At 51.4% G+C, this 16,779-nt stretch carries 16 protein-coding genes, 1 pseudogene and 1 riboswitch; of the genes and pseudogenes, 11 read left to right on the top strand and 6 right to left on the bottom strand.

The annotated features are described in order from the left end of the window. Positions 1-359 precede the first annotated feature (359 nt). Positions 360-2,372 carry an excinuclease ABC subunit UvrB gene (gene uvrB / locus IO95_RS18385; protein ID WP_023489222.1) on the top strand — a complete coding sequence of 671 codons (2,013 nt, stop codon included), beginning with the start codon at positions 360-362 and terminating at the stop codon, positions 2,370-2,372. An 86-nt stretch (positions 2,373-2,458) separates the two neighbouring features. Here the strand turns inward: uvrB and yvcK are convergent, their stop codons facing one another. After that, positions 2,459-3,376 carry a uridine diphosphate-N-acetylglucosamine-binding protein YvcK gene (yvcK, locus tag IO95_RS18380; protein ID WP_023489223.1) on the bottom strand — a complete coding sequence of 306 codons (918 nt, stop codon included), beginning with the start codon at positions 3,374-3,376 and terminating at the stop codon, positions 2,459-2,461. Between the two features lie 263 nt (positions 3,377-3,639). Then, positions 3,640-3,781: riboswitch (molybdenum cofactor riboswitch) on the top strand. Between yvcK and moaA the strand changes: the two genes are divergently transcribed. The 8 genes from moaA (at position 3,768) to IO95_RS18340 (ending at position 8,208) form a co-directional block, all read left to right on the top strand. After that, on the top strand, positions 3,768-4,754 hold the full coding sequence (moaA, locus tag IO95_RS18375; RefSeq protein WP_023489224.1) for a GTP 3',8-cyclase MoaA: 987 nt from the start codon (positions 3,768-3,770) through the stop codon (positions 4,752-4,754). It overlaps the preceding riboswitch by 14 nt. Positions 4,755-4,817: 63 nt before the next feature. Continuing rightward, positions 4,818-5,330: a molybdenum cofactor biosynthesis protein B gene (moaB, locus tag IO95_RS18370; RefSeq protein ID WP_023489225.1), complete on the top strand. Its 513-nt coding sequence runs from the start codon at positions 4,818-4,820 to the stop codon at positions 5,328-5,330. Between the two features lie 3 nt (positions 5,331-5,333). Then, positions 5,334-5,813: a cyclic pyranopterin monophosphate synthase MoaC gene (gene moaC / locus IO95_RS18365; RefSeq protein WP_023489226.1), complete on the top strand. Its 480-nt coding sequence runs from the start codon at positions 5,334-5,336 to the stop codon at positions 5,811-5,813. Then, positions 5,810-6,055 (top strand): molybdopterin synthase sulfur carrier subunit, encoded by a 246-nt coding sequence (gene moaD, locus IO95_RS18360; protein ID WP_023489227.1) that lies wholly within the window; start codon positions 5,810-5,812, stop codon positions 6,053-6,055. The genes moaC and moaD overlap by 4 nt, the downstream gene beginning before the upstream one ends. A 2-nt stretch (positions 6,056-6,057) precedes the next feature. Beyond that, complete coding sequence (moaE, locus tag IO95_RS18355; protein WP_023489228.1) at positions 6,058-6,510, top strand: molybdopterin synthase catalytic subunit MoaE; 453 nt, start codon at positions 6,058-6,060, stop codon at positions 6,508-6,510. Positions 6,511-6,633: 123 nt separating this feature from the next. Next, on the top strand, positions 6,634-7,341 hold the full coding sequence (locus tag IO95_RS18350) for a Bax inhibitor-1/YccA family protein (protein WP_037386489.1): 708 nt from the start codon (positions 6,634-6,636) through the stop codon (positions 7,339-7,341). Between the two features lie 220 nt (positions 7,342-7,561). Further along, positions 7,562-7,792, top strand: coding sequence for a type II toxin-antitoxin system VapB family antitoxin (gene vapB / locus IO95_RS18345; protein ID WP_023490106.1), 231 nt, complete (start codon positions 7,562-7,564; stop codon positions 7,790-7,792). Then, a complete protein-coding gene (locus IO95_RS18340) occupies positions 7,789-8,208 on the top strand; it encodes a type II toxin-antitoxin system VapC family toxin (protein WP_023490105.1) in 420 nt (139 codons plus the stop codon). The genes vapB and IO95_RS18340 overlap by 4 nt, the downstream gene beginning before the upstream one ends. Before the next feature lie 59 nt (positions 8,209-8,267). Here IO95_RS18340 and IO95_RS18335 read toward each other — a convergent pair whose 3' ends face one another. The 5 genes and pseudogenes from IO95_RS18335 to cecR all read right to left on the bottom strand — a co-directional run bounded on the left by IO95_RS18335 (position 8,268) and on the right by cecR (position 13,987). Next, entirely contained in the window at positions 8,268-9,374 is a 1,107-nt protein-coding gene (locus IO95_RS18335; protein WP_023490104.1) for an ABC transporter permease, read from the bottom strand. 14 nt (positions 9,375-9,388) lie between these two features. Beyond that, positions 9,389-10,515: pseudogene (locus IO95_RS18330) on the bottom strand (ABC transporter permease). Further along, positions 10,512-12,248, bottom strand: coding sequence for an ATP-binding cassette domain-containing protein (locus IO95_RS18325; protein ID WP_023490101.1), 1,737 nt, complete (start codon positions 12,246-12,248; stop codon positions 10,512-10,514). The pseudogene IO95_RS18330 and the gene IO95_RS18325 overlap by 4 nt, the downstream one beginning before the upstream one ends. A gap of 9 nt (positions 12,249-12,257) precedes the next feature. After that, complete coding sequence (gene hlyD / locus IO95_RS18320; RefSeq protein ID WP_023490100.1) at positions 12,258-13,244, bottom strand: secretion protein HlyD; 987 nt, start codon at positions 13,242-13,244, stop codon at positions 12,258-12,260. A 20-nt stretch (positions 13,245-13,264) separates the two neighbouring features. Continuing rightward, positions 13,265-13,987, bottom strand: coding sequence for a transcriptional regulator CecR (gene cecR, locus IO95_RS18315; RefSeq protein WP_023490099.1), 723 nt, complete (start codon positions 13,985-13,987; stop codon positions 13,265-13,267). A gap of 326 nt (positions 13,988-14,313) precedes the next feature. Here cecR and rhlE point away from each other — a divergent pair, with 326 nt between their 5' ends. Then, entirely contained in the window at positions 14,314-15,669 is a 1,356-nt protein-coding gene (gene rhlE / locus IO95_RS18310; protein WP_023490098.1) for an ATP-dependent RNA helicase RhlE, read from the top strand. Positions 15,670-15,780: 111 nt separating this feature from the next. Beyond that, positions 15,781-16,710, top strand: a complete 930-nt coding sequence (gene dusC, locus IO95_RS18305) for a tRNA dihydrouridine(16) synthase DusC (protein WP_023490097.1) — start codon at positions 15,781-15,783, stop codon at positions 16,708-16,710. The last annotated feature ends 69 nt before the right edge of the window (positions 16,711-16,779 follow it).

Raw genomic sequence — 16,779 nt, 5'->3', positions numbered from 1 at the left:
ATAGCTAGAAAAGTAGTGTAAATAGAGCAGGGGCGCGGGTTTCAACAAGGTTGCCGTTATTCTCGGCTTTTAATTAAAAGTATTTAATATCAACAAATTAACTAAAATCAAGACACTTGTTGACGGAGGGGAGTGCCGCGAGTGATTTTACGTTGCCTTGTAGTAGAAATGTTAATTTATGATATGTTCTGGGGATAACATGACGATTGACAATCAGAAAGTTCCTACCTTGTCAGTGACTGGAATGCACTTAAAGATAAATGTGTTGGAGGCTGTTTTTATATCCAGTAATATGGGTAAGTGACAGCTGATTCCTGGCGGCATGTTGTGGCCTTGGCAAATTGAAAGATGAAGGGGATATGAGCAAACATTTCAAACTGCATTCAGAATTCAAACCAGCCGGTGATCAGCCGGAAGCGATCCGCAAGCTGGAAATGGGGCTGGAAGATGGCTTGGCACACCAGACGTTGCTGGGGGTAACCGGTTCGGGCAAAACGTTCACCATTGCCAATGTGATAGCGGACCTCAACCGCCCCACCATGGTGCTGGCACCGAACAAGACGCTGGCGGCGCAGCTCTATGGTGAGATGAAAGAGTTTTTCCCCGAGAATGCAGTGGAGTATTTTGTCTCCTACTACGATTACTATCAGCCGGAAGCTTACGTACCGAGTTCTGATACCTTTATCGAGAAGGATGCCTCGGTAAACGAACATATTGAGCAAATGCGCCTGTCGGCCACCAAAGCGCTGCTGGAGCGGCGTGACGTGGTGGTGGTGGCCTCGGTTTCTGCGATCTACGGCCTGGGGGATCCGGATCTTTATCTGAAGATGATGCTGCACCTCACCAAAGGGATGATCATCGATCAACGATCGATTCTGCGGCGGCTGGCGGAATTGCAATATACCCGTAATGATCAGGCTTTCCAGCGAGCCACCTTCCGGGTGCGTGGGGAAGTGATTGATATATTCCCTGCGGAATCCGATGAGCTGGCTTTGCGGGTGGAGTTGTTCGATGACGAGGTCGAACGTCTGTCACTGTTTGACCCGCTCACCGGTCAGGTTGAACAAACCGTACCCCGTTTCACCATCTACCCCAAATCTCACTATGTTACCCCCCGGGAACGCATTGTGCAGGCCATGGAGGAGATCAAACTGGAATTAGCACAGCGGCGCAAGGTGTTGCTGGCGAATAACAAACTGCTGGAAGAGCAGCGTTTATCGCAACGTACCCAGTTTGATTTGGAGATGATGAACGAATTGGGCTATTGCTCGGGTATTGAAAACTATTCACGTTATCTCTCTGGGCGGGGAGAAGGTGATCCTCCCCCCACGCTGTTCGACTACCTACCCGCAGACGGCTTACTGGTGGTGGACGAATCTCACGTCACTATTCCGCAAATTGGCGGCATGTACAAAGGCGATCGCTCACGCAAAGAGACCTTGGTGGAATATGGTTTTCGCTTGCCTTCAGCACTGGATAACCGGCCACTTCGTTTCGAAGAGTTTGAAGCGCTGGCACCACAGACAATCTATGTTTCTGCGACCCCGGGTAAATATGAGCTGGAAAAATCCGGCGGTGACATTATCGATCAAGTGGTGCGCCCGACCGGGTTGCTCGATCCCGTGGTGGAAGTTCGCCCGGTTACGACTCAGGTTGACGATCTGCTTTCAGAAATTCGTCTGCGTGCTGCTGTCAATGAACGGGTGCTGGTCACCACACTCACCAAGCGGATGGCGGAAGATTTAACCGACTATCTTGAAGAGCACGGTGAGCGCGTACGTTACCTGCATTCGGATATTGATACGGTGGAACGTGTAGAAATTATTCGTGATTTGCGTTTGGGGGAGTTTGATGTGCTGGTGGGCATCAACCTGTTGAGGGAAGGGCTGGACATGCCCGAAGTGTCATTGGTGGCGATCCTGGATGCGGATAAAGAAGGGTTCCTGCGTTCTGAACGTTCTTTGATTCAGACCATCGGCCGTGCGGCACGTAATCTTAATGGTAAGGCGATCCTTTACGGTGACAGAATAACTGACTCCATGGCGAAAGCGATTGGCGAAACAGAGCGTCGGCGCGTCAAACAGCAAGCCCACAACCAAGCCAATGGCATTGTGCCAACCGGATTGAACAAAAAAATTGGCGATATTTTACAGTTGGGGCAGCCCAGTACACGGGGCAAGCACAAAGGGAAAAACAAGGCGGCAGAGAGCAGTGCGCAATATCAACATCTCACACCAAAAGCGTTGGAACAACAAATTCAGGTGCTGGAAGCCCGCATGTATACCCATGCACAGAACCTGGAGTTCGAACAAGCTGCCGCACTGCGTGATGAAATTCACCAGTTGCGCGCGCAATTTATTGCGCTGTCGTGATTTTGCTTGCCAGCTTGCCAGCTTGACGCCGGTAGCAGGTAGCAGGTAGCAGGTAGCAGGTAGCAGTTCGCCCTGCTACCCGGAGATTAACGGCGAGCCGCCAGTTGCACTAAAACCTGATCCAGCGCCTGGCGCAGTAATTGGCGATCATGGCGGTAAGGGATATCGCTGGCTTCCAGAGGCTGCTTGATGACAATGCGGTCTTGAACGTGGTCGGTATTCACTGCTGGGCCAACCACCACCGCGTCAATCATTTTACGGCCAATTTTCTCTTCCATCAGTGCCAGTTTATCTTGCAGTTTCAGGGCAGCGGCAGCCACACTGAGTTCCCGCCCCAGATTACCGATGTAGACCATATTGGCACTACTGCGCCGTAAGGCTTGTGTCAGTTCATCAAGCAGCAATAGCGGCATCAGGCTGGTGAGAAAACTACCGGGGCCAATCAGGATCAAATCTGCTTGCGCGATGGCTTCTACCGCTTCGCGTGTGGCATGTACCGGGGGGGAGAGCAGTAACTCTTGTGGCATCTGAGTCAGTTGGTCAATATTGACTTCACCATACACTGGGTGGCCTTCATGGTCATTGGCCATGAGATCTACCGGTTGCTCTGACATGGGGATTAACGCGGCATCCACCCTTAACAGGTTGCGCACCAGATTAATCGCCTCCAATGGACGCACGCTAAGGTGATCGAGGGATTTTAGCATCAAATTCCCTAGGTTATGACCAGCCAATTCGCCATTACCACTGAAACGATACTCAAACATGGCTGACGCGATACTCGGCTCGGTAATCAGTTGATTGAGGCAGTTACGCGTATCTCCCCAGGCAATCCCCCCTTCAGAACGACGGATACGACCAGTGGACCCGCCATTATCCGTGGTGGTGACGATACCGGTTAAGCGGGAGCCTAATGACGACAACGCTGACATGACACGGCCAAGACCATGACCACCACCGAGTGCCACGACTCTGTCAAGATCAGCGAGGGTACGGTTACGCATAAAACTCCTTAGCTCTGGGGAGAGAAACAACCTGCATAGGGTAGCGGATTTGGCTGCAAAACACGATCTAGAGTGCGATTTGCGTGATTCCGGTCAATTCATCCTGCTAACAACCGGTTATGATGATTATCAGTGTTTGGGACGCTAAAAAAGCGTTGTGTAAACAGCTATATATCGAAATTACTCATTGGTATCACCGCTGTTTAGCGCTAGAATCCTGAAAAAACCACGGTTTCGTTCCAGTTATATTTGCAGTGAATGGAAGGGAACTCAAACTCCTAGCCTTGCTACCTAAGTTGTTTTACACGCAATAAGGTATCTTGGCCGTGGCGATGTCAGCCACCAGGGTGCAGAGTGGAAACGCTCGCATCTCCCGTATTTGGAAGGTGTTATGGTACCGCAACTTATAGATGCTTTTGAGCGCAAATTTTACTATTTGCGTCTGTCGATCACCGATGTATGCAACTTTCGTTGCACTTACTGCTTGCCCGAGGGTTATAAACCCAGTGGTAGCCCGAAAACATTCCTCTCTTTAGATGAAATCCGCCGTGTCAGCCGTGTATTCGCTGAGTTGGGGACTGAAAAAGTCCGCCTGACAGGGGGCGAACCCTCTTTACGCCGTGATTTTACCGAGATCATCGCTGCTGTGCGTGAAAACCCGGCAATTCGCACCTTGGCGGTAACTACCAATGGTTACCGTTTGGCGCGTGATGTGGCGAGTTGGCGTGATGCCGGCCTCACGGCAATTAATGTCAGTGTTGATAGCCTTGACCCGCGTCAGTTCCAGGCAATTACCGGTCAGGACAAGTTTCGCCAGGTGATGGATGGCATTGATGCCGCCTTTGCAGCGGGTTACCAGCGGGTAAAAGTGAATACCGTGCTGATGCGCGATATTAATCACCAAAAGTTGGCCAGTTTCCTTGCTTGGATCAAACATCGGCCAATCCAACTGCGGTTTATTGAATTAATGGAAACCGGCGAAGGTAGCCAGTTGTTCCGCCAGCGCCATATTTCCGGCGCTATCATCCGCCAGCAACTGCAGCAACAGGGATGGCAGCAACAGCCAAGGGGCACTCATGATGGCCCAGCTCAGGTCTTTAGCCATCCCGATTATCAGGGTGAAATTGGCTTGATCATGCCCTATGAAAAAGATTTCTGTACTACCTGTAACCGCCTGCGGGTTTCAGCCATTGGCAATCTACATTTGTGCTTATTTGGTGAACAAGGTATACCGCTGCGTGATTTGTTGGCCGATGACAGCCAACTGACTCAGTTGAAAATGCGTATTCACAGTGGTTTGCAAGCCAAAAAACAGAGTCACTTCCTGCATCAGGGTAACAGCGGTATCACACCAAATTTATCGTTTATTGGCGGTTGAACGCCACCTAAGCTCAAGTTGATTTAACATGCAGCGTATTTACGTTAGGGGAGCAAACTCGCCATGAGCCAGGTCAGTAGTGAATTCATTCCGGCAAACATTGCCATTCTCACCGTTACCGACCGCCGCACTGAAGCGGAAGATACCTCCGGTCAATATCTACAGGAAGCCGCAGAACAGGCGGGGCATCATGTGGTGACGCGTGCCTTGGTGAAAGACAATATCTATCAGATCCGTGCGCTGGTGAGTGTGTGGATTGCCAGCGACGAAGTGCAGGTGGTGTTGATCAATGGCGGCACTGGCTTTACGGGGGGCGACAATACCCCCGAGGCGTTATTGCCCCTGTTTGATCGCCAGGTAGAAGGGTTTGGCGAACTGTTCCGCACGCTCTCATTTGAAGAGATTGGCACTGCGGCGATTCAGTCGCGTGCATTGGCGGGGATGGCCAATCAGACGGTAATTTTCGCCATGCCGGGTTCCACTCGTGCCTGCCGTACTGCTTGGCAACGCATCATTGCCGAGCAGTTGGACGCACGCCATCGCCCATGTAATTTTTTACCCCATTTGAAGAAGTAATTTATGACGCAGTTAACACATATTAATGCTGCTGGTGAAGCGCATATGGTGGACGTTTCAGCCAAAGCGGAGACGGTGCGCGAAGCCCGTGCCGAGGCCTATGTTGAAATGCAGGCCGCCACGCTGGCGATGATTGTTGATGGACGCCACCATAAAGGGGACGTATTTGCTACCGCCCGTATTGCCGCCATTCAGGCAGCGAAGCGTACCTGGGAACTGATCCCCCTGTGTCATCCGCTGATGTTGAGTAAGGTCGAGGTCCAGCTTGAGGCCCAGGTGGAGTTTAATCGTGTGCGTATTGAAACCTGCTGCCGTTTGACCGGGAAAACCGGGGTAGAAATGGAAGCGCTGACGGCGGCATCTGTAGCGGCGTTGACTATCTATGATATGTGCAAAGCGGTGCAAAAAGACATGGTGATTGGCCCGGTGCGGTTGCTGACGAAAAGTGGCGGTAAATCCGGTGATTTTAAGGCGGGAGCATGATTAACATACTGTTTTTTGCTCAGGTCCGGGAACTGGTGGGCACCAGTACGCTGAGTGTACCTGCGCAATACACTACGGTGGAAGACCTGCGCCAGTCGTTATGTGAACGTGGTGAGCGTTGGGCTTTGGCCCTTGAGCCTGGCAAATTATTAACGGCGGTTAATCAGTCGCTGGTGGGCCCGGAACACCCGTTGAAAGCTGGGGATGAAGTGGCTTTCTTCCCGCCGGTTACCGGGGGTTAACAATGGACAATACGCGTATTCGTGTGGGCGCGGCACCCTTTAGTGTCGGCGAAGAGTACCCATGGTTGGCCGAATGTAATGATGACGGTGCCGTTGTCACTTTTACGGGCAAGGTGCGTAATCATAACCTCGGCGATCAGGTGAGCGCTTTGTCGCTGGAACATTACCCTGGCATGACAGAAAAGGCGCTTGGCGAGATTGTGGCTCAAGCTCGTTCTCGCTGGTCATTGCAGCGAGTAACGGTAATCCACCGTGTAGGTGATCTGTTCCCCGGCGATGAAATTGTGTTTGTTGGGGTGAGTGGCGCACACCGTAGTGAAGCGTTTGATGCTGCTGAGTTTATTATGGATTATTTGAAAACGCGTGCACCTTTCTGGAAACGTGAAGCGACCGGGCAGGGTGAGCGCTGGGTAGAAGCCCGTGACTCCGATCAACAGGCTGCCAAGCGCTGGTAATTGAGTGTGCCATAAGCAAAATATACCTGACTGATGCTGGTTTAGTGTTGCAATTTCTGTGATACGCTTATCAATGACCGGGGATATTCCCCATAACTTGGCTTAACTTTAAAGGTAACCGTCATGGACCGATATCCACGTAATGGTTCAATTGTTGAACGTGCCAACAGTGGCATTCAGGCTTATATGGCGCAAGTCTATGGCTGGATGACCTGTGGTTTGCTGTTAACGGCGTTTGTTGCTTGGTATGCAGCAAGTACGCCAGCAATTATCAGTTTTATCTTTTCAAGTCAGCTCACTTTCTTTGGTCTGGTTATCGCGCAACTCGGGTTGGTGTTTGTTATTTCCGGCATGGTTAATCGCTTGAGTGGGTCCATGGCTACCGGGCTGTTTATGCTCTACTCGGCATTAACCGGGTTAACATTGTCGATGATTCTGTTGCAATATACCGGCGAGTCGATAGCAGTAACGTTTGTAGTCACCGCCGGTATGTTTGGTGCCATGAGCCTATATGGCTATACCACTAAGCGTGATCTGAGCGGTTTGGGCAGCATGCTGTTTATGGGGTTGATCGGCATTATTCTGGCTTCCTTGGTTAATATCTGGCTGAAAAGCCCTGCATTGATGTGGGCGGTCACCTATATTGGCGTGTTGATCTTTGTCGGCCTGACGGCTTATGACACGCAAAAATTGAAAGCGTTGGGTGAACAGTTGAATCCGGATGATAGAGATAACTTCCGTAAGTACTCCATTGTGGGTGCATTAACCTTGTACCTGGATTTTATCAACCTGTTCCTGATGTTATTGCGTATTTTCGGCAATCGCCGCTAATGATCACCGAAGGCGCTGCACGCAGCGCCTTATCCTTTTATCTCCTCCTGCCAGTGCCGCCAGTCGTCCTAACCGCATAATTCCCGTTGTTACCTTTTCAACCAGTCCTAGGTGTACATCGGTCAATTATCAGCATATACTTTACCTATGCATATGTCAGGCATCTGCATCTAGATCATGCAATCAATGATAATAACGCTCAACTGGGCAGGAGAAGAAAATGCGAACAGTATCTGTATTTAGAAATGGTAATAACCGAGCTATTCGTCTTCCCCGCGATCTGGATTTTGAAGGCGTTAACGAGTTGGAGATTATCCGGGAAGGGGACGCTATTATCTTACGACCTGTCAGACCGACCTGGAGTTCGTTGTCGCAGAAAGAAATCGCCGACTCAGACTTTATGGCGGATCGTGAGGATATTATCAGTGACGAAGGACGCATTGTGTTATGAGTAGAACCTACATGTTGGATACCAACATTTGCTCTTTTATCATGCGCGAGCAACCGAAGTTACTTTTGCAACGTCTTGAACAGACGGTGCTGCGGCGTCACCGCATTGTGGTATCGGCCATTACCTATGCTGAAATGCGCTTTGGTGCTATCGGCAAAAAAGCGTCTCCTAGGCATATAAAACTGGTTGATGCCTTTTGTGCCCGCCTTGATGCGGTGCTGCCGTGGGACCAGGCTGCCGTTGATGCCACCACGGAGGTCAAGACCGTATTGGCAGCAGCGGGAAAGCCGATTGGGCCCAATGACACTGCGATTGCCGGGCATGCACTGGCCGTGGGGGCTATCCTGGTGACCAATAATAAGCGTGAATTTGAGCGAGTTCCGGGGCTGACTATTGAGGACTGGAGCCAGCATTAAGCCCCCGTTATTCCCTCTATGCTTTAAATCTTGTTGCGCTTGTCGCTAATGCACCTGTGTTACGTAATTTTGCGCCGGAACAGGGCGTAGGCACCGCTGCCAGTGGTGGCGGTGATCACCAAAAGTGGCCATAAGCTATGCCAGATAATGGAAAAGCTGGCATCTTTCAGATAGATCTGTTTGGTGATGTCGGTAAAGTGCCGGATAGGGTTTACCCAGGTGAAATGTTGCAGCCAAATGGGCATATTCTCAACCGGCGAGACATAACCGGAAAGCAGTATGGCTGGCATCATAAAGACAAACACCCCGATAAATGCCTGCTGTTGTGTGGCACACAGTGAAGAAATCAGCAGCCCAAACCCCACCAGTGAAAGCCCGTAAATCAGCATAGTGGCGTAAAACAGCAGTAGTGAACCAGCGAACGGGATTTGGTAGGCAAAGATCCCAATAAGCAGCACGATAGAAGCCTGGAAGGTGGCCACAACCAGTGCGGGTACTGCTTTGCCGATAAAAATCTGCCAGGTGGTTAACGGGGAAACCAGCAACTGCTCCAATGTACCTTGCTCACGTTCGCGCGCCACTGACAGTGAAGTAACGATCATCACGCCAATGGTGGTGATCATGGCGATTAATGAAGGTACCACGAACCATTTGTAATTCAGATTCGGGTTGTACCAGTTACGCACCACCAATTCGCTGTTATTGGGTTTGAGCTGTGAACCGAGCAATTCATTCTGATAATTTTGCACAATCTGCTGCACATAGTTAGCAGCAATTTGCGCACTGTTCGAGTTACGCCCATCCAGGATCAACTGCAGTGATGCTGAATGGCCATTGGCGATGTTGCGCGAGAAATCCGCAGGAAAACGCACCAGCAACAGGGCCTGTTGGTTGTCGATGGTGGTTCTGATCTGCTGAGGATTACGTAGCAACAAAACCTGAGAAAAGGCTTGGGTTTTGGCTAAGCGCTGAGTCAGTTCAATGGAGTGAGGGCCACTGTCTTCACTGTAGACGGCGATAGTGGCATTAGTCACTTCCAGCGTGGCGGCGAAGGGGAATAACAACACCTGCAGCAGCACAGGCATCACCAGAATGGCCCGTGTTTGCGGGTCGCGTAGCAGTGATTGCATTTCTTTGACGATCAACGTCCACAGACGGTGAAACATAGCTCTCATTCTCCTTAATCTAACCGCCGCCGGGTTTTCCAGGCTGTCAGGCCGATAAACACCGTGGCAGAGGCGATCAAAAACAGCAGATTAATCATCAATACCGTGGTGATATTGCCTGCCAGGAACAGCGTTTGCAGTGTGCTGACAAAGTAACGAGCAGGAATGATGTAGGTCACCATGCGCACCACTGCAGGCATACTGTCGATCTCGAAAATAAAGCCGGAGAGCATAATTGAAGGTAGAAAAGCGGCATTCAAGGCCACCATGGCAGCATTAAACTGGTTGCGGGTAATGGTGGAGATTAATAACCCCATGCCGAGCGTGCTGGCCAGAAACAGACTGCTGATCAGGAACAACATCAGCAGTGACCCGCGGAATGGCACCCCCAGCACAAACACCGCCACCACCATGCACAGCACCATGGCACCCATTCCTAGAAAATAGTAAGGCACTAGTTTGGAGAGTAGCAGTTCACTGCGCGTCACCTGAGTTGAAAGCAACGCTTCCATGGTGCCGCGTTCCCATTCGCGGGCAATAACCAGTGAAGTCAGAATTGCCCCGATCACCGTCATAATAATGGTAATGGCGCCGGGAATAATAAAGTGCTGGCTAATGGCCGCCGGGTTAAACCAGAAACGCATCTGAATATCGATCAGCGGCTGGGTAGTCTGCCCTTGATCACTGGCGCGTTGCTGCTGCCAGATTTGCCAGACCCCCTGGGTATATCCTTGTACAAAGTTGGCCGACTACCATCAGTAATAACTTGTAGCGGTGCTGGGTCAGTGGGGCGTGCCAGATGCTCGGCAAAATCGTTGGGGATCACCACTAGGCCACGGATAGTGCCCGCCTGCATCATTTGAATTAACTGTTGTCGGTTATCGCTGATCGTCGGTTGAATATAGGGTGACCCGGCAAAGGCATTCGCCAGATCACGGGCATCAGCACTTTGTTGTTCCATCAGGATCCCCAGCCGTAATTTGCTGGAATCCAGGTTGATACCATAGCCAAAGATAAATAACAGCATCAAGGGAATAACAACGGCAATCAGCCCGCTACTGGGATCGCGCAATATTTGCCGGGTTTCTTTGAGGCACAGGGCGCGCAAACGTCGCCAGGAAAAAGCGCTTTGATTATTCATGCGGTTGCCTCCTGATCATAATCTTGCACCAGGGTGATGAACGTCTGTTCCATTGAGGGGTTGGGGTTATCAGTGCTGGCGACCTGCTGTTTTAGAGCGTCAGGTGTGCCAGCGGCGATAATTTTGCCGTGATAGACCAACCCAATGCGGTCACAGTATTCAGCCTCATCCATAAAGTGGGTGGTGACCATCACGGTGACGCCTTTATCCACCATGCCATTAATATGCAGCCAAAATTCACGCCGGGTCAGTGGATCAACACCCGAGGTGGGTTCATCAAGAAATAGAATATCCGGTTCGTGCATCAGGGCGCAGGCCAAGGCCAGGCGCTGTTTAAACCCCAGGGGTAATGAATCAGGTGTTTGTTTGAGGATCGGACCAAAGTTGAATGCTGCCGACATGGCGTTGATTTTATCCCGCTGTTGCTGGCCACTCAGCCCGTAGACACCGGAGAAGAACTTCAGGTTTTGTGCCACGGTGAGGTTACCGTACAGCGAAAATTTTTGCGCCATATAACCGAGATGCTGCCGCGCCTTACCTGAGCTGGTTTTCAAATCCAGACCTAGCACCAGGGCTTTACCTGAGCTGGGGACCAGCAAGCCACACATCATTTTAAAGGTGGTGGATTTACCTGCGCCGTTAGGGCCGAGCAGACCAAATATTTCACCACGCTTTACTTTAAAATTCACCTGGTCGGTGGCGATGAAGTTACCAAATTTTTTGGTCAGCTCCTGCGCTTCAATCACTGTTTCTGAATGGTTACCCGCCACTGTAGGCATGATCTCTGCCAATGCGGATTGACTGTTTGGGCCGCCACCCAGCAGATCGATAAATGCATCTTCAAAGCGGGGTTCGGTTTCATTTAATTCTGCGTTGGGGATCGCCAATGCTTGTAAAATAGGCTGGTGCTGCTGCCCAGGTTTAACGATCAGCCGCAGATACTTCCCCTGGATCACCCCATCGCTGACAGCGGGTAAACAGACGGCCCGTTGCAATAGGGCGCGGTGGCTGCCAGTTGGGGCGGCAATTAATATTGTGCGCCCGGCCATACGCTGGGTCAGTTCTTGTGGTGCGCCACTGAACAGTAGTTTCCCTTGGTTCATCAACAACACGTCTCGGCACTGTTCGGCTTCATCCAGGTAAGAGGTGCTCCAGAGGATTAACATGCCGTCGTTGGCCAACTCATGCACCATACGCCACAATTCACGGCGAGAAATCGGGTCAACACCCACGCCCGGTTCATCCAGCAGCAACACCTGCGGTTGCCCCACCAGGGTACAGGCTAACCCCAGCTTCTGTTTCATCCCGCCGGAAAGTTTGCCCGCCAACCGCTCGGTAAAGTGGGTCAAATCAGTAAATGTCAGCAACTGGTCAAAAGTTTGCTTGCGCAAAGTGCCGGTGACGCCACGCAGGTCAGCGTAGAGTGTCAGGTTTTCCATCACACTCAGATCTTCATACAAGCCAAATTTCTGTGGCATATAACCGAGAATGGCATGTAACTGACGATCTTGAGTAATAGGGTCCAGCCCGGCAACGGTCAGTTTACCGCTGCTGGGTTTTAGCAAGCCCGCCAGCATCCGCAGCAGGGTGGTTTTACCCGCACCGTCCGGGCCAACCAATCCAGTGACTGAACCACTGCGCAAAGTGGCTGTCAGGCTGGCTACTGCTGGTTTTTCCAGTGACGGGAAGCGTTTTTCCACCCCTTCCAGTTCAATTGTCTGTCCCTGTGTCATCACGCTTCCTTACGGTTGTGAAAAACGCACGGTAACTGGCATCCCTTGGCGCAATGCCTCATCGGCATCGGTAATGATGATCCGTAGGCGATACACCAGATCAGTGCGCAGATCCGCTGTTTCTACGCTTTTAGGGGTAAATTCTGCCGTAGGGGAAACAAAGCCGATTTTGCCGTGATAAGGTTTGCTGGGTTGGCCGTCGGTATAAACCCAGACTTCACTGCCCGGAACGGCTTTGCCCAGGCTGGTTTCATTGATATAGGCGCGGACCCATACCGGGTGCGTTAGCGATAACGTCAATACGGTGCTCCCGGCATTGAGCATGGTGCCAGGCTCTACCGCCCGCGTCATCACAGTACCGGCTGAGGGGGATAGCAGGGTAGTATCCTGTAGATTCAACTGAGCCTGCGCTAAAGCTGCTTCGGCTTGAGCCAGGTTGGCTTTGGCCTCATCAATCTGTTGTGGGCGATTACCCTTGAGATATTGCGCCAGTTTATCTTTTGCTGCTTGCAGATTGGCTTGTGCCTGATTACGTGAGGTGCGTGCATCTTCCAGTGCATCGGCCGAGGTGGCCTTTTTCGCCCATAATCCCTGTTGCCGTTGGTAGAAACTGTCGGCATAGCTAAAGGCGGCGAGCAACTGGGCAACCTGCGAACGGACCTGGGCTATTTCTTCATCACGGTAGCCCGCTTGCAACAACGCCAGGTTAGCACTGGCACTGTCCACATTCGCCTGTGCCTGCTGCAAGGCATTGCGATAAGGGGCATCATCCAACTTGCCCAGTAATTGCCCTGGCTGTACCGGGTCCCCTTCATCCACTGCCAGCGTAGCTAACCGCCCGTTAACGCGGAAACCCAGGTTAACGGTGCGAATATCGACATTGCCATACAGCGTCAGCGGTTTTGCTTGCTGCTGTTGGTAATACCAGAATCCATAGGCTGCAGCGGCAATCAAAATCACTGCCGCCCCGAGGATAGTCATTCTCTTCTTGTTCATAATACGCCCTGCCAGAGTGTTTATGTTGTGACGTGTAACAGCGGGTCTGCACCGTAACGCTGGTACAACCCATCCACCAGGATCTCAATATGCTCGGCCAGCATAACGTCTATCTGTGTTGCCTCTTCTGCACCTATCTGTTGCCAATTTGCCTGGCGTAGCAGGGTTTCCCGTGCGACCCGAAACACCAGCACCTCGCCAATCAAGGCATGGGTATGCAGCACTATTTTTGTCGAGTGCGGATCAAGACCGGTACAGCCAGCCAACAGGCGGCACAAAGAATGGTGTAGTGGTGCGATCACCTGTTGGTGGATCAGTGGATAGGCCTCGGTAGGGGACAACTGCTCATAAGACATAATTTTGCTGATATTGAGGGTTTGTGGTTGCGTCATCAGTGTACTGAAAGCCAGTAACCCCACTTTGAGATGATACAGATGATGTTCCGGTTGGCGTTGTTCTGGGGGGAGCAACCAGAAGCGCTCTACGTCTTCCGTTTGTTGGCGAAAGTTTTGTTGAATAAAGTCGGCAATCCATTGGGCGACGGCGAGGTATAACCCTTCTTTGGAATTGAAGTAATAGGTGATTGCGGCGATGTTTTGCCCAGCTCGCAGGGCAATTTCCCGTGTCGTTGCACCCGAGAGGCCATACTCGCCAAACACTTCAATCGCGGCGTTGATCAACTGCTGGCGCGCCTGTTCACCACGGGGCGAGTTGCTTGAGGGGGGATTTTTTATTGATGACATCAGCGTACCGGTCAAAGTTAATCAATCATATGATTAACTTTATGCTTAAAGAGATAGCCTGTAAATAGGTGGGATAATTATTGTTACGCAACCGGACGTTGCTACGGTAACAGGCAATTTGTTAGGTAAAATTATTTTTCTTGCAGGATATCTGTTACACTGCATCGCTTGGTGCACTGCAGTTTGTGCCAATTCCTCGAGGTCATGCTGAAAATAGGCTGCACAACATGCGTGCGCACTTCCTTATGCCCCGTCTGATTAATCCTCCCTGGAAACTGCACCGAACTTTAGTTTAGGTTAGGGGGGATCTGGAGTTTTTCTCTACTATGTCATTTGAAACACTCGGCTTAAGTGCTGAAATTTTGCGCGCTGTTGAAGAGCAGGGCTACCGTGAACCTACCCCTATTCAACGCCAGGCTATCCCGGTGGTATTACAAGGCCGTGATCTGATGGCTAGCGCCCAGACTGGTACCGGTAAGACTGCGGGTTTTACCCTGCCGTTATTACAGTTACTCAGCAGCCATGATCATCCGGCTAAAGGCCGCCGCCCGGTACGGGCGCTGATCCTGACGCCAACCCGTGAGCTGGCCGCTCAGATTGGCGAGAATGTTGAATCATACAGCAAACACTTACGCCTGCGTTCGCTGGTGGTATTTGGTGGGGTGAGCATCAACCCGCAGATGATGAAACTGCGTGGTGGTGTCGATATTCTGGTGGCAACACCGGGCCGTCTGCTGGATCTGGAGCACCAGAACGCGGTTGACCTGTCTAAAATTGAAATTCTGGTGCTGGATGAAGCTGACCGCATGCTGGATATGGGGTTTATCCATGATATCCGCCGTGTCTTGGCCAAGCTGCCAGTCAAGCGCCAGAATCTGCTCTTTTCTGCCACCTTCTCTGACGAGATTAAGGCACTGGCCAGCAAATTGTTGCACAACCCGGCCTCTGTTGAAGTGGCACGCCGTAATACCGCTTCTGAGCAGATTGAACAAAGCGTTCACTTTGTCGATAAGAAGCGCAAGCGGGAACTGCTCTCCCAGATGATTGGCCAAGGTGACTGGAAACAGGTATTGGTATTTAACCGTACCAAACATGGCGCCAACCATCTGGCTGAACAATTGAATAAAGATGGTATCACCGCAGCGGCGATTCATGGCAACAAAAGCCAAGGCGCTCGCACCCGAGCACTGGCAGATTTTAAAGCGGGTAAGATTCGCGTGTTGGTGGCCACTGATATTGCTGCCCGTGGCCTGGATATCGATCAGTTGCCTCATGTGGTGAACTACGAACTGCCTAACGTACCGGAAGATTATGTACACCGTATTGGCCGTACTGGGCGAGCGGAACGCACGGGTGAGGCTATCTCACTGGTCTGTGTGGATGAACACAAACTTCTGCGTGATATTGAACGCTTGCTGAAGCGTGAAATTCCACGTATTGCGTTGCCGGGCTATGAAGTAGACCCTAGCATCAAAGCTGAGCCGATCATCAATGGTCGTCAGGCCAGAGGCGGCGGTGCACCACGCGGTCATAATGGTACTCCACGCAGTTCTGCTGGTGCTCAGCGTAGTGGTGCTGGGCAACGTGAAAATCGTGGTGGTCAAGGTCGCCCGCAAGGTGAAGGTAAACCGCGTTCAGGTGCTCCTATGCGCCGCTCTGGTAATCGCAAACCTACAGAATGATAACCGTTTTCAAGCTGCAGCCAACACCGCTGCAGCTTGATGACAGGTTTACACTTGCCTGCTCAGCCTTCTTCCCCGTATTATTGCGCCTCTTTTAAAGCAGGGGATGGTATGCGCGTTTTATTGGCTCCGATGGAAGGAGTACTCGACTCTCTGGTACGGGAATTACTCACCGAGGTGAACGATTACGACCTCTGTATCACCGAATTTTTGCGGGTGGTCGATCAACGTCTACCGGCTAAAGTCTTCTATCGCTTATGCCCAGAACTGTATCATGCCAGCCGCACCGCATCAGGCACGCCGGTGCGCGTACAACTGCTTGGTCAATACCCCGAGTGGTTGGCGGAAAATGCCGCTCTAGCGGTTGAGTTAGGCTCTTATGGTATTGATTTAAATTGTGGTTGCCCCTCCAGACATGTCAATGGCAGTGGCGGTGGAGCCACCTTGCTTAAAGATCCTGAACTGATTTATCAAGGGGCCAAAGCCATCCGGGCAGCGGTACCTGTGGAACTGCCCGTCACGGTAAAAGTACGTTTAGGCTGGGATTCAGACGCTCATTGCTTTGAAATCGCTGACGCGGTGCAACAAGCGGGTGCTGACGAAATCACTGTACATGGTCGTACCAAGGAAGATGGCTATAAAGCCGAGCGTATCAACTGGCAGAAGATTGGCGAGATCCGCCAGCGTCTGACGATCCCGGTGATTGCCAACGGCGAAATTTGGGATCACCCAAGTGCACAGGCATGTCGGCAAGCCAGTGGATGTGATGCACTGATGGTGGGGCGCGGGGCGCTGAATATTCCCAACCTAAGCCGGGTGATTAAATATAATCATCCCCCGATGCCTTGGCCGCAGGTCACACTGTTACTGCAAAAGTATCTGGCGCTGGAAAATCCGGGCAGCCATGGCTTGTACCATGTAGCACGGATCAAGCAGTGGGTGAATTATCTGCGCAAGGAGTATCAGGAAGCCAGCGAACTGTTTACCGAAATACGCACACTGAAAAATGCGCAGGATATTGCACGAGCGATTTGCCATTAATTTAGCGTAATGGATTAGGCTTTAGTTCCCTGGCTGATAGATAAGCGCTAATCGCATAGACGGTTTAGC

It is taken from the genome of Serratia sp. DD3 (assembly GCF_000496755.2).
This window is presented reverse-complemented; position numbering and strand designations above follow the sequence as displayed.

Bases quoted from the DNA above. Each gene is read 5' to 3' on its own strand.
- uvrB (WP_023489222.1), top strand. From the start codon at position 360: ATGAGCAAACATTTCAAACTGCATTCAGAATTCAAACCAGCCGGTGAT.
- yvcK (WP_023489223.1), bottom strand. From the start codon at position 3,376: ATGCGTAACCGTACCCTCGCTGATCTTGACAGAGTCGTGGCACTCGGT.
- moaA (WP_023489224.1), top strand. From the start codon at position 3,768: ATGGTACCGCAACTTATAGATGCTTTTGAGCGCAAATTTTACTATTTG.
- moaB (WP_023489225.1), top strand. From the start codon at position 4,818: ATGAGCCAGGTCAGTAGTGAATTCATTCCGGCAAACATTGCCATTCTC.
- moaC (WP_023489226.1), top strand. From the start codon at position 5,334: ATGACGCAGTTAACACATATTAATGCTGCTGGTGAAGCGCATATGGTG.
- moaD (WP_023489227.1), top strand. From the start codon at position 5,810: ATGATTAACATACTGTTTTTTGCTCAGGTCCGGGAACTGGTGGGCACC.
- moaE (WP_023489228.1), top strand. From the start codon at position 6,058: ATGGACAATACGCGTATTCGTGTGGGCGCGGCACCCTTTAGTGTCGGC.
- IO95_RS18350 (WP_037386489.1), top strand. From the start codon at position 6,634: ATGGACCGATATCCACGTAATGGTTCAATTGTTGAACGTGCCAACAGT.
- vapB (WP_023490106.1), top strand. From the start codon at position 7,562: ATGCGAACAGTATCTGTATTTAGAAATGGTAATAACCGAGCTATTCGT.
- IO95_RS18340 (WP_023490105.1), top strand. From the start codon at position 7,789: ATGAGTAGAACCTACATGTTGGATACCAACATTTGCTCTTTTATCATG.
- IO95_RS18335 (WP_023490104.1), bottom strand. From the start codon at position 9,374: ATGTTTCACCGTCTGTGGACGTTGATCGTCAAAGAAATGCAATCACTG.
- IO95_RS18325 (WP_023490101.1), bottom strand. From the start codon at position 12,248: ATGACACAGGGACAGACAATTGAACTGGAAGGGGTGGAAAAACGCTTC.
- hlyD (WP_023490100.1), bottom strand. From the start codon at position 13,244: ATGAACAAGAAGAGAATGACTATCCTCGGGGCGGCAGTGATTTTGATT.
- cecR (WP_023490099.1), bottom strand. From the start codon at position 13,987: ATGTCATCAATAAAAAATCCCCCCTCAAGCAACTCGCCCCGTGGTGAA.
- rhlE (WP_023490098.1), top strand. From the start codon at position 14,314: ATGTCATTTGAAACACTCGGCTTAAGTGCTGAAATTTTGCGCGCTGTT.
- dusC (WP_023490097.1), top strand. From the start codon at position 15,781: ATGCGCGTTTTATTGGCTCCGATGGAAGGAGTACTCGACTCTCTGGTA.